16 protein-coding genes are annotated in these 16,336 nt (G+C 33.0%); 8 read left to right on the top strand and 8 right to left on the bottom strand.

From position 1 onward, the window contains the following. Positions 1-35: 35 nt before the first annotated feature. Together BUB80_RS06585 and BUB80_RS06580 are read right to left on the bottom strand one after the other, a co-directional pair. Positions 36-767, bottom strand: coding sequence for a LytR/AlgR family response regulator transcription factor (locus BUB80_RS06585; RefSeq protein ID WP_073292065.1), 732 nt, complete (start codon positions 765-767; stop codon positions 36-38). Then, a complete protein-coding gene (locus BUB80_RS06580; protein WP_228433705.1) occupies positions 764-1,909 on the bottom strand; it encodes a sensor histidine kinase in 1,146 nt (381 codons plus the stop codon). The genes BUB80_RS06585 and BUB80_RS06580 overlap by 4 nt, the downstream gene beginning before the upstream one ends. A 118-nt stretch (positions 1,910-2,027) precedes the next feature. Between BUB80_RS06580 and BUB80_RS06575 the strand changes: the two genes are divergently transcribed. From BUB80_RS06575 to BUB80_RS06565, 3 genes are all read left to right on the top strand, one after another. Further along, positions 2,028-2,456, top strand: a complete 429-nt coding sequence (locus tag BUB80_RS06575) for a hypothetical protein (RefSeq protein WP_073292063.1) — start codon at positions 2,028-2,030, stop codon at positions 2,454-2,456. A 2-nt stretch (positions 2,457-2,458) separates the two neighbouring features. Further along, positions 2,459-3,439, top strand: a complete 981-nt coding sequence (locus tag BUB80_RS06570; RefSeq protein WP_073292061.1) for a DUF6268 family outer membrane beta-barrel protein — start codon at positions 2,459-2,461, stop codon at positions 3,437-3,439. A gap of 210 nt (positions 3,440-3,649) precedes the next feature. Next, the gene (locus BUB80_RS06565) at positions 3,650-4,261 is read left to right on the top strand and encodes a DapH/DapD/GlmU-related protein (RefSeq protein ID WP_073292059.1); all 612 of its coding nucleotides are present in this window, start codon (positions 3,650-3,652) and stop codon (positions 4,259-4,261) included. Between the two features lie 243 nt (positions 4,262-4,504). Here BUB80_RS06565 and BUB80_RS06560 read toward each other — a convergent pair whose 3' ends face one another. Continuing rightward, complete coding sequence (locus BUB80_RS06560; RefSeq protein WP_073292057.1) at positions 4,505-4,840, bottom strand: DMT family transporter; 336 nt, start codon at positions 4,838-4,840, stop codon at positions 4,505-4,507. Positions 4,841-5,696: 856 nt separating this feature from the next. Between BUB80_RS06560 and BUB80_RS06555 the strand changes: the two genes are divergently transcribed. The 4 genes from BUB80_RS06555 (at position 5,697) to BUB80_RS06540 (ending at position 8,863) form a co-directional block, all read left to right on the top strand. Beyond that, complete coding sequence (locus tag BUB80_RS06555) at positions 5,697-6,440, top strand: AAA family ATPase (protein WP_073292055.1); 744 nt, start codon at positions 5,697-5,699, stop codon at positions 6,438-6,440. An 11-nt stretch (positions 6,441-6,451) separates the two neighbouring features. Beyond that, positions 6,452-6,784 (top strand): hypothetical protein, encoded by a 333-nt coding sequence (locus BUB80_RS06550; RefSeq protein ID WP_073292054.1) that lies wholly within the window; start codon positions 6,452-6,454, stop codon positions 6,782-6,784. A gap of 168 nt (positions 6,785-6,952) precedes the next feature. Next, positions 6,953-8,416: a S41 family peptidase gene (locus BUB80_RS06545; RefSeq protein ID WP_073292052.1), complete on the top strand. Its 1,464-nt coding sequence runs from the start codon at positions 6,953-6,955 to the stop codon at positions 8,414-8,416. A gap of 27 nt (positions 8,417-8,443) precedes the next feature. Continuing rightward, positions 8,444-8,863, top strand: coding sequence for a DUF1801 domain-containing protein (locus BUB80_RS06540; RefSeq protein ID WP_073292050.1), 420 nt, complete (start codon positions 8,444-8,446; stop codon positions 8,861-8,863). An 84-nt stretch (positions 8,864-8,947) separates the two neighbouring features. On the opposite strand, the gene gcvP is transcribed toward BUB80_RS06540, so the two are convergent. Then, positions 8,948-11,806, bottom strand: a complete 2,859-nt coding sequence (gene gcvP / locus BUB80_RS06535) for an aminomethyl-transferring glycine dehydrogenase (RefSeq protein ID WP_073292048.1) — start codon at positions 11,804-11,806, stop codon at positions 8,948-8,950. A gap of 536 nt (positions 11,807-12,342) precedes the next feature. On the opposite strand from gcvP, the gene BUB80_RS06530 reads away from it, so the two are divergent. After that, positions 12,343-13,515: a DcaP family trimeric outer membrane transporter gene (locus BUB80_RS06530; RefSeq protein WP_139262570.1), complete on the top strand. Its 1,173-nt coding sequence runs from the start codon at positions 12,343-12,345 to the stop codon at positions 13,513-13,515. Between the two features lie 282 nt (positions 13,516-13,797). Here the strand turns inward: BUB80_RS06530 and BUB80_RS06525 are convergent, their stop codons facing one another. From BUB80_RS06525 to BUB80_RS06510, 4 genes are all read right to left on the bottom strand, one after another. Beyond that, entirely contained in the window at positions 13,798-14,445 is a 648-nt protein-coding gene (locus tag BUB80_RS06525; RefSeq protein WP_073292045.1) for a DnaJ domain-containing protein, read from the bottom strand. 611 nt (positions 14,446-15,056) lie between these two features. Continuing rightward, entirely contained in the window at positions 15,057-15,329 is a 273-nt protein-coding gene (locus BUB80_RS06520; protein WP_073292043.1) for a hypothetical protein, read from the bottom strand. Positions 15,330-15,420: 91 nt separating this feature from the next. Beyond that, positions 15,421-15,768, bottom strand: coding sequence for a hypothetical protein (locus BUB80_RS06515; protein ID WP_054509572.1), 348 nt, complete (start codon positions 15,766-15,768; stop codon positions 15,421-15,423). 13 nt (positions 15,769-15,781) lie between these two features. Beyond that, complete coding sequence (locus BUB80_RS06510; RefSeq protein WP_228433702.1) at positions 15,782-16,336, bottom strand: RNA polymerase sigma factor; 555 nt, start codon at positions 16,334-16,336, stop codon at positions 15,782-15,784.

Raw genomic sequence — 16,336 nt, 5'->3', positions numbered from 1 at the left:
CTGTAGCATTCATTAACTACAGCTTCCTAAGTCGATTATGAATTACCATCTAAATTTAAAGATCCACCAGAATATCTTGTAAAAAAAGCTGATTTATACACTTCTCCCAAAGGGATCTCTGAATCTTCAATATATATATTATGGTTATCAAAAGAATCAATGCAGTTGATATTCACCACGTAAGATTTGCTTACTCTCAAAAAAATATCCTCAGAAATTTTCTGATGGATTGTCTTTAAGTTCATAGCCGTAATCAATTTTTGAGTCTGGGTATGAATAACCACATAATCCTTCAGTCCTTCAATATATTTAATCTCCGAGAAATTGATTTTATAATACCTTCTATCTGCTTTAATGAACAGAAAATCTGCTGTGTTAGATTCCACCGTATTTTTCACCGTATCTCTTGATAAAAGTTCTTTATATAAAATGGCTTTTTCAATAGCTTTTCCCAACCTTTGTTTATCTATAGGTTTAAGCAAATAATCTACTGCTTCCAGTTCGTAACTCTTTAAGGCATATTGAGAATATGCTGTGGTAAAAATAACCAGCGTCTCTTTAGGAAGCATTTCTGCAAACTCCAATCCCGTCACCAAAGGCATTTCTATATCAAGAAAAATAAGGTCTACTTCATTTGTTTTTAAAAACTCTATGGCAGCAGGTGCATTTGAAAATTTACCCAATACTTCAATCTGAGATACTTCATTAATCAGCGACTGCATTTCTGCTCTTGCCAACGGTTCATCATCAATTATAATACAATTCATACAGGAATTATTAGATTTACAGTATATTCTTTATCGGTAGAAATGATCTCTAAATGGTATTGATTCTGATACAAAAGCTCGAGACGTCTTTTGATATTCGCTAATCCTAATCCTCCATACTTCTTATCAGAAATAGAATAATTGGGGTTTTGAGAGTTCATACAGATAAAAGTTAGCTTTTTGTTTTCTACTTTGATGTTGATCTTTACATAAGATTCCTGATCATCAATTTCAACACTATGCTTTACTGCATTTTCTACAAAAGTGGTGAATAAATTGGGTGGAATAAAAGTGCTGTTCAAAACTCTTTTATCATTTTCGCTATTGATCTCTACAGAAAAGTTTTCTCTTCTTATTTTTTCCAGATTAAGAAAGTTGGATAGAAAATCAATTTCAGAAGTTAACAATGTCTTTTCTTCTCCATTTTCGTACAACTGATACCTTAAAAATTCTGAAAGCTTGATGATCACCGTTGTTGCTTTTTCCGGATCAGTTCTAATCAACGCTTTTACATTATTAAGCATATTAAAAAGGAAATGAGGATTGATCTGATTTCGCAGTTCATTCAATTCCATATTTAAAGTGAGATTACTTAACTCAGTAATTCTCTTGTTATCTCTTGTCCATTTCTGGAGTAATTTCACCGTAGTTGAGACTAAAATAATAGGAATACACATCATGACCCCTTCATAAAAACCACCTCTTTTTGGGTCATGTTTTTCTATTTTATATTCTGAAAAATTACTCATAATAGCAGAAATAAAATTCATTCCAACAATACCCAATAGTACTAATAATATAAAATATAATACATACCGAGCTTTAAAGAAAGACATCGGAACTAAAACATATATATTAACATACGCCATCGTTAATATTGAAATATAAACGATACTTAAAGCATAATACTGGCCCGCTCCCGCATATAAGCGCCAAAAACTCGCAAAATATAAAAGAGCAAAAAAAAGCAACATAAATACAAAATGGCGCCAAAATCTATAGCTATCTTTTACAATAAAGTCTATAACGGGGCTATCGTTAAGCGTACTGGGTTTGTATTTCATATTAATTTGATCATTTTCAACAAAACAAAAATAAGTAATAACGAAAACAATCTGCATAATATTATACCAACCTGCCATTTTATTATACAAAATTTCAGAGCTCCCGATTTCGTATAAAATGTAGCGGCTTTGGTATAAAAACTGAAATTCAAGATGCTATTCTCTATTCCTTTGCTCTTGTAAAATTTATATACTTATGGAATTGACCGTTTTTCAAGAACTCACAGAACAGATTACATTAGAATGTTTTTTTATGACAGATTCTCAAAAAGAAGAAAAAGTAATTCAGCTTATTGATCTCCATCATTTTATAGAATGCTATAATTCAAAAATAAAGATGGTTAATTATACCTACCACCCTATTAACATTATAGAGGAAAATGGCATTAAAAAAGGAATTTTATTTTATGACCTGAAGCATTCTTCATTATTTGACCTTAACGCCTATGAATCCTTTAAAAGACAACATCATTTACAGGAATTATGGTTTGTTTTTGTGGAGGAAGAAATAAACACCAACACTCATCTCTACACCGATTTCATTATTGAAAACAGTATTGAAATATTTTATGATAAAATATTCTTATTCAACTTCTTTCAATCCACCATAAAAAAAATAAAATAACAATGAATACCTTTAGAAAAGCATTGGTTCCACTAGCCTTTTTTCCTTTTAAAAATATTGTCTTTGCACAAAAAAGAGATAGTATTCCCAACAAGCTAATCGCTTTTGTTACTGATAAATTCCCGCAAGCCCGAGATCTGAATATTGAATACACCCAGGTAACTCCTTACAACTACTCTTCTACATTTCAGGGAGCAGATTTACCTGATAATAAGGTGAAAAGTTTCAGTCAGGTGAATGCCAATGCCAATATCTATTTTATTAAAAATAGAAAATGGATGCTAAGCACGGCTTTGAATTATCGCTATACTTCGATTGAAACCGAAAATGCGACTTCTTTATTCTCTAATGAAAGCAGTAATAAAGCAGATTTCCATTACCATTCAGAAGCTTTGAATTTTACTTATTTTTCAAAATTATTCAATAAAACCGCCATCTACTCCGCCACTGCTTCGGTAGACGGAAGTAATCAGCATTTTGAAAGAGTCCGAGGTATGTTGACCGGAAACATTATTTTAAAAGCCAATGCCAAAACCAAAATGACGTTAGGCTTAGCCTTAATGGTTGACCCAAGTATACAAGTTCCGATATTACCTATCTTTACTTATGAACATAAATTTGATAACGGTTGGGTTGCTGATGTTATTTTACCTCAAAAACTTTTAATAAGGAAAAACGTTTTTTCGAACGGACGTATTTCCTTAGGTTCAGAAATGAGCAATACCTCTTTTTATCTTTATCAGGCTGAAAAAACGTATGAATTCAGGCAATTGAATATTAATTCAGGGATTATTTATGAACATAATTTAGGTTCAAATTTTATAGGAACCTTAAAAACGGGTCTAAGAATAACCCCAAATGCCAGAATATTTGATAAAGAAGAATCTTTTAAAGATTACATTTTTGAAGCTAAACCCAAACCTTCCTTTTATTTCAATGTCGGAGTTTCTTATAATCCTTTTGGAAAACTTAGAAAAAAATAGTTTTAAGATTTTAAAAACTATTAAAGGATTTTTGAGAAAATAAATTTCACAATATTTACTTCCATTAAGTTTTTTAAAAATTTAGAAATAAACCTTTGTTATTTTTTAGCAAAGGCTACTTCTAGTATTTTGCAAAAAATCTTTTATCCTTTTAACGGTTCCCTTTTCAACAGATTATTATGTAGATTTGCTTTTATAATTCCATAATAAATGATCTGTATCAATAACTTAATAAAAAACTTTGCCGATTTTTATTCTCATGAAAACTTTCAGCCTTGGGAGATCATCGATCATTTGCAGACCATTTTGGAAAACAAATTCAATACTCTTACTGATGATTATCTTATTTCAGAGGACGTTGCTATTCATAAAACTGCTATTGTTGAGCAGAATGTAATTTTTAAAGGAAAAGTAATTATTGGTGAAAATTCTTTCATTGGTGCTAATGCTTATCTGCGAGGCCCGATTTATATTGGGAAAAATGTAAAAATTGGTCCGGGAAGCGAGATCAAGCAAAGTATAATATTTAACGATACCGCCGTTGCCCACTTTAATTATATTGGAAACAGCATTATTGGAAATCGGATTAATTTTGAAGCAGGATCTATCTGTGCTAATCATTATAATGAAAGAAAAGATAAACAAATCTCAGTGCTTTTTAACTCAGAAATCATTCAAACGAATACGACCAAATTTGGAGCACTTGTTGGAGATGATTCACGAATTGGAGCCAATGCCGTTTTATCGCCAGGTACTATTTTAACTAAAGAAAGTATTGTCAAAAGGTTAGAATTGATTGAACAGGTGAAACAAGATAGCTAAACTCGACACTCTATTTCAAAAAAATACAACAACTCAATATACAACAATATACTGAACATCCACTTTGTCATTCCGTAGGAATCTAGACATTCATTAATTAAAAAATGGAGTTGAGATTCCTACGGAATGATAAACTTTATGAAAAAAATTGAGCTATTAATTATCAAAAATAGTATAAATAGGACTAAGTCTAGCTATGGTTAATTATATAATTTTCAAGGAAACTAATCTTGATAAATAAATTTAATGGGTTCCCATTTTTGAGAATACATTAATCACAATCACTCCAATCACGATCAATGCAAGTCCAATGATAGCAGGCAGATCAGGAACCTGTTTAAAAGCTATAATTCCGATGATCGTAATACAGATAATCCCAACCCCAGACCAAATAGCATACGTGATGCCGACGGGTATCTGACGCAGGGTTAAACTTAAAAAATAAAATGCCGCTGCATACCCTATCACCGTTACGACGGAAGGAATCAATTTTGAAAATTCTTCAGATTTTTTCAGAAAAGTTGTGGCAATAATTTCAAAAACAATTGCCAACATAAGATAGATATAACTACGCCCCATAATTCCTTATACTTTACTTACAAAAGTAGTAAAAATTGGCAGCTATTTCATTTTGCCTAATTGTCAGTGTCATCTAAGGCACAAAAACTGACATTCCAATAACGAATAAAATTCACACTAGTTGGAATAAATAATAAATTCTGTTAACATAAAAATCCGTTTACCTTAAAATTTCGACGATTTCAAACACACATTTAAAACGATAGTATGCATCCCATTTCTTTTGTTTTGTATTATCAAGTCTTAAATACAAAACATAAAACGGTTAACAGATTGATAAAAATTTATGAATAAGACAATAAATGTAGTCATAAATTTTTGATAATATATTAAATTAATGTAAACAAATAAGTCACACAAATTAAGAATAAAGCACTATAACTAACTGATAAACATCACTATTATTTGCTTTGGCATGTAATTTGAAAGTAGTAATATTGCAATTGAAAAATAGTCAGTAAAACCCCAATAAATTAAAAATTAAACAAAAATGATTACATACATCGGTATAGCAACATGTTTAGTAGTATTCGCATCTTATTTTATGACCGTAAAAAAAGAGCAGAAAAACTAATTTGAGTTTTCTAGAGAGATATAGCCTATAGAAAAACTTCAACTTATTTATATTGTTTATGTTTTTGATCTGAAAACACAGATCGTACGCTCTTTTACTCTTCTTGGGTAAAAGAGCAGAAAAAACATAAGAAACAATATTTCCCAACGCAACAAATTTTAATTATATTTTTTAGTCAAGCTGAACGTAGTGTTCAGCTTTTCTTTTTCCTTCCTTTTACAGCATAAAGATTTCGAAAACTCTATCTTTGTAAAGAATTTATAAAGAAAACCTTTCGCTATTATGAATCTGTATGACCTTATTATTCAAGATAAAGAAGAAGTAACCCTTAATGATGTATTCCTGGAGCAAACCAATAAGGAACAGTTTAAACAGCTAATTAAAGAGCATACTTATATCAAAGAAATACAGGAATATGGACTTCCTGTTAACAATAAAATTCTTCTTCAGGGAAGCTCAGGGTGCGGAAAAACTATGACTGCCAAAGCAATAGCGAATGCGTTGGGTAAAAACATAATGATTCTCAACCTCAGCAATATTGTATCGTCCCGAATTGGAGAAACTTCTCAGAACATCAAAATGATTTTTGATAAAGCAGGCCGTGAAAGATCTGTTCTTTTCTTAGATGAATTGGATCAGATCGGGAAAGCAAGAGGCAGCGACGATAAAGATGTAGGCGAAATGAGAAGATTGGTCAATACCTTGATTCAGTTGATTGATTATTACCCCGAAAATGCCCTTCTATTGTGCGCCACAAATCATCCTGAAATCATTGATACAGCTATCCTCCGACGTTTTCAATTGAAAATCAATTATGAAATGCCTTCTAAAGAATTTCTAGATTCTTTTTATGATAATTTATTGTCGAAGTTTCCAGAAGACATGCGCAATATTGGGAGAAAATATGAGATTTCTTTTGCGGAGGCGAAGGATTATGCTTTTACTGTTGTGAAAGGGAGGTTGATTGAGAAGTTGGAAGGGAAAGAAAATAATTTAGATCAAATATTGCTAACGTCCAAGATATAATTATCTAAAAAATGACAGTAGAAGAAATAATAGAACTAGCTGAAAAAGAAAAAAAACTCACTGTTTCTGAAATCGACAGTAAATTGACTGAACTCAGATCTCTTAATTGTCGGATTCTAGAATGTATAATATATGTTAGAGTGAATCAGAATTGTTCATTATCGGATGCAAAGGAATCAGTTTTAAAATCAACTGCTTGGATTGATAAAAGAGACGAATTTATAAATCATCAACACGAACAAATGCAAGAATTTCTTGAAGCTGCAAAAAACGATATTACACAAATAGAACAGAGTCTTTCTATCAATAAAACGGAAATGAAAATAACATTAAAAAAAGAATAAAATTTTGTATCATTAAATCAATCTATATCTAACTGAAAAATCATTATTTTTGGAAGAACATCTTTTGAAGTGATTTACAACCTTACTATGATTTATAAATACATAAAAAACAGGTAACCTTGTAACATTTCAAGCCTTTTAGATGTCATCTTATTATAAATTGAAACCATGAAATACTTCAAAGCAATAGCTGCATCCTCTTTATTTACCTTATTGTCAACATTTACCTACGCTCAAGATTGCAATTGCACCAAAAATTTTGAATGGGTAAAGAAAACTTTTGAAGAAAATGATGCCGGATTTCAATACGCATTAAAGCAAAAAGGGAATCAAGCCTATGTTGACCTCAATAAAAGAATTTCAGAAAAAGTGAAATCGGCTAAGACATTCGGTGAGTGCAGCCCTATTTTGTATGAATGGCTTACTTTTTTCCGCTCAGGCCATGTTGCAATAAGAACTACTGCAAAGCAACAATCTCCACAATCAACTCCTACCCAAAAATCAGATAATCAATTTTCAAACTGGGAAACCTTACCTGTAGAGACCCAGGATTTCAAGAAGTATTTAGACAAAAAGAAAACAGTTGATTATGAAGGGGTCTGGTATACCGAACCTTACACTATTGGAATTAAAAAGAAAGGCGATCAATACATAGGATTTATTGTAGAATCTGGCGCTGAAACATGGACGAAAGGACAGGTGAAATTAAAATTAGATTTATCAAATGGCAAAACGAACTCCGTTTATTATATGCGTGACCATTCTGCCGTAGAATCTAAAGAAATAGCATTAACCGGAAAAAATAACTTACAAATTGGGGATTTTAACCTTTCAAGGATCTATCCTAAACTTGAGGATGAACCAAAATATGCGCAATATTTTAAGTCAATTAACGCCAATGAACCGTATGTTGAAAAGCTAAATGAAACAACTCTATATTTCAGAATCCCTTCTTTTCAGGCTTCCAATAAACAAAAAATCGACAGCGTTATTACCGCTAACAAAAATAAAATCCTTTCCACAGAAAACCTAATCATCGACATTAGAAATGGAACAGGAGGAAGTGATGCCAGTTACAGCAATATCCTTCCTTTGATCTATACCAACCCTATCAGAACTGTAGGAGTAGAATATTTATCTACCAAACTGAACAATCAGAGAATGCTTGATTTCATCAACAAACCCGAATACGGATTTAGTGAAGAAAATAAAAAGTGGGCAAAAACTTCATTTGACAAACTAGAGAAAGAGCAAGGAAAGTTTATCAATCTCAATGAAAGCGTAGTGACCATTACCAAATATGACACTATTCATCAATACCCTAAAAATGTGGGAATTATTATTAATCAAAAAAACGGAAGTACAGATGAACAGTTTTTACTCGCTGCTAAACAAAGCAAAAAAGTAAAATTATTTGGAACAACAACTTTTGGAGTTTTAGATGTTTCTAACATGTATTATGTTCCTTCGCCTTGTAATGAATTTGAATTAGGCTATTCACTTTCAAGAAGCATGCGTATTCCTGATTTTACCATCGATGAAAAAGGATTACAACCCGACTTTTATCTGGACAGAAGTATTCCATTATATGAGTGGACTGAGCATGTAAATATGATTTTAAATGGAAAATAATAAAGCAACTTCTAATCCTACCTTTCCATGAATGTAGATGAACAAATCCAAAATTACATCACCACTCAACCCGAACCAAAATGTAATGAAATAGAATCACTACATCAACTCATTATGCAAGTAATGCCAGATTGCAAGCTGTGGTTCTTGGACGGTAAAAACGAGGAAGGTAAGATTGTCTCCAATCCCAATATAGGATATGGTCTCAACACAATAAAATACACCAACGGAACAGCAAAAGATTTTTATAAAATTGGTCTCAGCGCAAATACAACGGGAATCTCTATTTACATTTTTGGTATTGAGGACAAGAAATTTTTAGCTGAAACTTATGGAAAAAGGCTAGGAAAAGCAAGTGTGACTGGATATTGTATTAAGTTTAAAACGTTGAAAGACATTAATATCGAAGTATTGGAAGAGATTATAAGATACGTAAACGAGTTGTAATTTTTATCTAAATCTTTTAAACACTGAAATACAAAAATCCCTTTCATTACTGAAAGGGATTTGTTATATCTAAAAAACTTTTAATTACATATAAGCTTCAATCGGCTCACAAGTACAAACCAAGTTTCTATCTCCATAAGCTTCGTCTACTCTAGAAACAGAAGCAAAGAATTTGTGGTCTCTTACCCACTCTAGCGGATAAGCTGCCTTTTCTCTGCTGTATGGTTTATCCCAAGAATCAGAGATCACCAACTGCTCTGTGTGAGGAGCGTTTTTCAATACGTTATTCGCAGCATCAGCTTCACCATTTGCAATCTCATCAATCTCATGTTTGATAGCAATTAATGCCTCTGCAAAACGATCGATCTCAGTCTTACTTTCAGATTCTGTAGGCTCAATCATTAATGTTCCTGCAACCGGGAAAGAAACTGTTGGAGCATGGAAACCATAATCCATCAATCTTTTCGCCACATCAGCCACTTCAATTCCTAATGACTTGAACTGACGGAAATCTACGATACATTCGTGCGCTACTCTACCTTCTGTATTTGAATATAAAATAGGGAAATGTTCCGCTAAAATTTCTTTTAAATAGTTCGCATTTAAAATCGCGTGCTCAGTTGCTTTTTTCAAACCTGAAGTTCCTAACATCTTAATGTAAGCGTAAGAAATATTCAAGATCAATCCTGAACCGTAAGGTGCAGCAGAGATTCCTTCAATAGCATCTTTAGTTCCAACCTGAATGTTGGCATTCGTAGGTAAGAATGGAACCAGGTGTTTCGCCACACAGATAGGACCAACTCCAGGACCTCCACCTCCGTGAGGAATAGCGAAAGTTTTGTGAAGGTTTAAGTGACAAACGTCTGCTCCGATGTTTCCTGGGCTTGTGAATCCAACCTGAGCGTTCATGTTAGCACCATCCATATATACTTGTCCGCCATGTTGGTGAATCAAGCTAGTAATTTCTTTAATGTTAGCATCAAAGAATCCGTATGTTGACGGATACGTGATCATTACACAAGATAGGTTTTCAGAATGAAGTTCTGTCTTAGCTTTTAAGTCTTCGAAATCAATTTCTCCGCTTTCAAGATTTTTAACCACAACAATTTTCATTCCTGCCATAGCTGCAGAAGCCGGGTTTGTTCCGTGTGCAGACTGAGGAATCAATACTACATTTCTGTGGCCTTCACCTCTTGAAATGTGATATTCTCTGATTACCATTAATCCTGCATACTCTCCCTGAGCTCCAGAGTTAGGTTGAAGAGAAGTTCCTGCGAAACCAGTGATTTCAGCCAAATCTTTCTCCAATTCTTTAATCATTTCCTGATAACCTCCAGCTTGATCAACCGGTACAAATGGGTGAATAGCTCCCCAATTGTCCCAAGAAAGTGGCAACATCTGAGTAGCAGCGTTCAGTTTCATTGTACAAGAACCTAGAGAAATCATTGAATGTGTTAATGATAAATCTTTTCTTTCCAAACGTTTGATGTAACGCATCAATTCCGTTTCAGTATGGTATTTGTTGAATACGCTTTCTGTAAGAATTTCGTCTTTTCTTAAATTCTCTTCAGGAATGCTGTATCCTTCTTTTATTTCTAATTTGAAAGTCTGCTTATCTTTAAACTGAGCGAAAGAAGCCATTAGAACATTCAATTTATCCAATGTTGTACTTTCGTTGATCGCAATACTTACAACGCCTTCTGTGAAGTAGTTTAAGTTTAATTTGTGATCAAGCATCATTCTTGACAATTTTGCTTTCTCTTCTTCATTCATTAAGATTTTCACGGTATCAAAGATTGGCTCTTCAACAGCTTCATATCCTAATGCTTTAAGACCTCCTTTTAAAGCATTTGCTTTAAAGTGAATCTGATCAGCGATATAGTTTAATCCTTTTGGACCGTGATAAACCGCATACATTCCAGCCATTACAGCTAAAAGAACCTGAGCAGTACAAATGTTTGAAGTTGCTCTTTCTCTTTTGATGTGTTGCTCTCTGGTCTGTAAAGCCATTCTCAATGCACGTTTTCCGTACATATCCTGAGAAACCCCGATGATTCTTCCCGGAATATCTCTTTTATAATCTTCCTTACAAGAGAAAAATGCTGCGTGAGGACCTCCGTATCCTAATGGAATACCAAATCTCTGTGAAGTACCAACAGCACAGTCAGCACCCATTGAAGCCGGTGATTTTAATTTCACCAACGCCATCGGATCACAAGCTACAACAACCTGTAAGTCTAATTTTTTGTATTCAACGATGTTCTCTGTATAATCTAGAACAACACCATTTTTACCTGGATACTGTAATAAAACTCCGTAGTAAGATTCGTCAAACTGGTGCGTTTTGTGATCACCCTCAACAATCTCAATAGCTAACCCTTCAGCTTTCGTTTTTAAAACAGAAACTGTTTGAGGTAAAACAAGGTCAGAAACAAAGAATTTGTTTGCTCCTGCTTTTTTCTGATCTTTCGTTCTGTTGTTAAAGAACATGTGCATTGCTTCTGCAGCAGCTGTAGATTCATCCAGCAATGACGCATTCGCCAATGCAAAACCTGTTAAATCACATACAACAGTCTGATAGTTAAGCAAAGCTTCTAATCTTCCCTGTGCGATCTCCGCCTGATAAGGGGTGTACGCTGTGTACCAACTCGGGTTTTCAAAAATATTTCTTTGAATAGCCGATGGCAATAAGGTATTGTGATAACCAAAACCAATATAGCTTGTATAGTCAGTATTTTTCGATGCTAATTCTTTCGAATGGATAAGCATTTCATATTCTGAAAGCGGTTCTGAGATTTCAAGGTCTTTTTCTAAACGGATAGATGATGGTATTGTTTGAGAAATTAACTCTTCGATACTTGAAACGCCAACTCTTTCCAACATCGCCTGTTTATCGGCTTCATTTAGTGAAATGTGACGGCTCACAAACTGTTCTGTATTCATTTTTTATATTAGATTTTGTTTGTAAAAAAGATGCGTAAAATTACATTTTTTTAAGGGATTGCACAACAGCGAAAAATCATTGGATAATATGGGAAATTTCTATTTTAATTTTCGCCTATCAATCTTATTTTTAAACTTTTTACAATAAGCTTTCATCTTAAATTTTATTTATTTTATTTTTAAAATATTCTTAAACACTATATAATTTTTAATAAAAAACAGAATTATTATTTTATAACATTCTATACAAACCATCTTGTAATTAAAATTATCAGCAAAACTTCTTTAAATATAATGTTGTAATTTTAACTTTTAGCTTTAAAAATACCTGAAAATCAACACCGTAATTATTTAGACCCTCACTATAATATTACTTAAATTCATTTTCATAATTATTAAAAATACCAGATTTTTTTAATCAAAAGTTATTAAAAAGCTGATTAAAAACCTTCAAAAAAACTAAACCAACAACCTAAAAAACAAAAGTAAAATATGAAGATATAAGATTTATTTAGACAGTTCAGAACACAATTTTTATGATGAAAAAAACAAAAAGAGGTCTATTGGCTTCATTCGTTATTGTATGTATATGCAATAATATCACTCAGGCACAAATAAAACTTACAGGTAAAGAAGACCCCAATTCAGAATGGGATCTTTATATGAACGGATTTGTACAGATGGATGCCATGTTAGACTTTCAGGAAATACAGTCTAAAGATGGGTTTGCTGCAACTGCTATAGCACTTCCTCAACAAAATTCAATGAGCAGTAACTTCTCCATCAAACAATCCCAAATTGGATTGGGCATTAAGCAAAAAAATTCAAAAGAGAATCTTTCTGCTTATGTAGAAATCGATTTTCTGGGTCCTAACGGAACTACCGCTCCAAGATTCAGAAGAGGATATATTACATGGAGAAAATTCTTGATTGGCCAAGACTGGAGTAACTTTTCTGACTTCGACATATTCCCAAACATTTTTGATTTTGCAGGACCTAATGGAACCATGTTTGTTCGAACCGTACAAATTAGATACACCACAAATTTATCTAAAAAAGAAAAACTATCATTATCGTTGGAAGACCCGAATATAGTGAGCGTAACTCTGCCGGACAGTCCCGCAGATTGGAAGAAAAAAGCAGTAATCCCCACGTTTACGGCAGTATACCGATATGGAAATGAAAGAGATTATTTTAAAGCAGGAGCTCTTTTGAGCCCTATCAGCTATGAAATAAAAAATAACATTCAAGATAACTACAACACACATACAACTTTAGGATTTGGAGCAATGGTTTCTGGAAAGTTATATAGCAGTACATTAAATAACTTTCGATTTCAATCTTCTTATGGAAAAGGGTATGCTACCAATAATATTGTTTTAAATGAACAACATTATGATGCAATACCTGATTTACAAAATAACAGACTACAAACCTTAAGCCTTCTAAACATAGTAGGAATATATGAACATTGGTGGACCCCAAAATGGAGTTCTGTCATTTATTATAGCTATTCGCAAGTTGGTAAAAAAGATTTCATCCCTGAAAATATGATTAAAAACTTTCAAAACACAGGAGTTAACTTAATATACCAACCTTATAAAAAGTTTAGAATTGGTGCAGAAGGAAATTACGGAAGCTTTAAAAATTTCGCTAATAAAAAAGCACACGCTTTTAGGCTTCAGTTTTCCACTTCATTAAGTTTTTAGGGATTATGAATTGTTAAAACATACTGGCACTAAGGCTTAAAAAGCAATACAAACAATTGAAATACAACAGAATGATATTTTATGAAAATATATTATCTATATTTATTCTAAATTAATATATTTGCATCATGAATATGATTGTCCCGTTTAAAGTGCCGGCTTTAACTCCAGCATTTTCTTTCAATACTGAAGATATGTATTGTGAAAAAAAGTCTTGTTGCAAGAAATTTAAGAAAGGTAAAAGATGTAAAAAATGCCCTGGAAGAAAGAAAATGGTTTAGTTTAGCTACAGCTTTTTACTAAAAAAAATAGGGCAACTGCCAACCCTACAATTCCAGCAAGTATTCTTATAATTTTGGTTTGACCGCGTGGATTCATGACCGTTCTTGGTTGTGACTTGAATAAGTCTTCCGTTTTATCTCTGAATTTTTCAGCATCATTCTCAAAAACTTCTGTGATCGTGATGGCCTGAACTACGGTTTTATGTAACAGTGAATTGGTTACATGAAGTAATAACTGAAATTTACCATCTTTAAATTCAGTAATCTTAAAAATCCTTTCTCCATAAGGCTTTTCTAACCCAAAAGGGAGAATTTTCACAACATCAGCATTGCTTGTCTGCCAATTGATAATAATCTCCTCTCCTTTTTTCGCATGAATTTTATTCGCTGTAAAAGTTTTAATCGCTGGCGGAATATTATATCTGAAGCTTTTCTGATGACTCTCTAAATTCTGGTCATACGCAGATCTTCTGCTTTTATCGCTCAACGTTTCATACGCTTCCTGAATTTCACGAAAACGATCTGAAAAGAAATCGTCATTATCATTTTTATCCGGATGGTATTTTATGGAAAGCTTTCTATACACTTTTTTGATGTCTTCTTCTGAAGCATCCTGTGAAATACCGAGAAAATAATAGTAATCTTTCATGTGTAGCTATGCAAAAATAAGAATTTTATTTTCTTTTTTATCCTCTATTTACACTAAATTACTCGTCGATTTTTGTCATTCTGAATGTAGCGTAGCGAAATGAAGAATCTCTTTTTTAACGCAAAAGTCGCAAAGATTTTTTTGAAATGATTGAGAATATTTTTCGTTCGCAAAGGCGTTTCACTCAGCGAAGGTTGGAAGCTTAGATTGGTGCCTTCGAGAACCTCAACCATAAAGTGTGGGAGGGTAAAGTTACGATGCAATGATATAGTTGACGGTTGAGAGATTGAGAAAAGTTCTGGAAAACTGGTGGCTGAGGCTCTCGAAGCCACCAGTTTTCTTGACGAATGTTTGTACTTCTGACTACCACCCTAGCCCCGATTGCAGAGAAAATCCTTTTTTGAAAAAAAAGATTGTAACGAAAAGCGGGAAATAGCTTCAAAAAACATAAACAATAAGTAATTGGTAATGAGTAATAAAATGCAGATTTACAATCTATTTTGAGATTGCTTCGGTGCTTCGTTTCTCGTGATTATATGGAAATATTTCGGCTCGGGAAGCAAAGCTTCCCGAGCCGAAATTAACAATTTCAATTTAGTTTATCTACTTTTTTATGCTTCAAAAGATTCCTCTTTTCTTTCAAATCTTCTGTGGTGGCATCTTGAAGCGAATTCTTTTTTGAATTTCCCTTTCAATTCCTGATATTGATCTTCATCCATTTCTCTGATCTTGTCTGCAAGACCGAAAGGAGATCTTTCTTTGATTCCGTATTCGTTAAAAATACCTTTTACGAATCTTTTTCTATCTGCCATTTTTTTAGCGATAATCGCTACACCTACAACGGCTAATGCTCCTAGAGCTCCTTTTAATACTGAATTTTTCATTTTTTCAAAATTTTAAATTTTACTACTTTTTGTTTTTTATATAGACGAATGAATTTTAATTTTACTTTACTACTTCTTTAAAAATTTCAAATTATTCGTTGGTTCTGTTGTTTCGGTTAAAGAATCCGCCTGAGCATCTGTCTTTCCAAACTTCTTTGAATTTCTCTCTCTCTTCGGGAGATAAACTCATCATTTTCTCTCTCATCATTTTTTTCTCTTTAAAATCTCTCATTCCTTTTCCAAAATGAAAACCTCCAAAAAGAATTTTACTTAAGATCAAAATTCCCATGGCCTGCCAATACGTAATGGATTTTACTCCTAAAATATCCGGAAGCAGACAATTCCAAAGAGACATGACGATCCATGTAACTCCCAGCAATATCAACGGTGGACATAAGAATAAAAAAATCCAACCTTTTTTGTGTTTATTATGATTCATAACTTTCTTTTTACTAACTATTTAAATCTTCGTATAATTTTCTCAGTCTGTTTCTTAAATGCTTTACAGCATAGTTTTTTCTACTGATAATGGTCTTTATATTTTCGCCTTGTTCGTCGGCTATTTCCTGGAGGGTTCTGTCGTTTAACTCGTTTTCAACATACACCAGCCTTTGCTTTTCGGGAAGCTCATCCAGCGCTTCAAACAATTTCTTCCAAATTTCATCCTGAAACATTTTTACTTCGGGACCCGCGCTTTCATCCAGCAAAAGAATATCTTTTATAGAAAAACTTCCGTCTTCATCTTCGTATACGAAATCTTCAAGATTTTCAGTTTTCTTTTTACGATATTTGTCGGTGATCTTATTGGCCGTCACTCTGTACAACCAACCGCCAACATTCACAATCTCAGAAATATTGGTAATGCTACTGAACTGATACCAAACTTCCTGCAGAATATCTTCCGCATCTTCCGTATTTTTCACTTTGGGACGAATGTAAGACATTAGCTTTCCTCCGTACTTTGAAACGGTTTGTGAGATAATGCTTTCTTTCTCTTTTTGCGGCAT

This window comes from Chryseobacterium polytrichastri (assembly GCF_900142445.1).
In the GTDB taxonomy this organism is placed as follows: domain Bacteria; phylum Bacteroidota; class Bacteroidia; order Flavobacteriales; family Weeksellaceae; genus Chryseobacterium; species Chryseobacterium polytrichastri.
The sequence above is the reverse complement of the archived record's forward strand: the minus strand, read 5'-3'. Positions and strand labels throughout refer to the sequence as shown.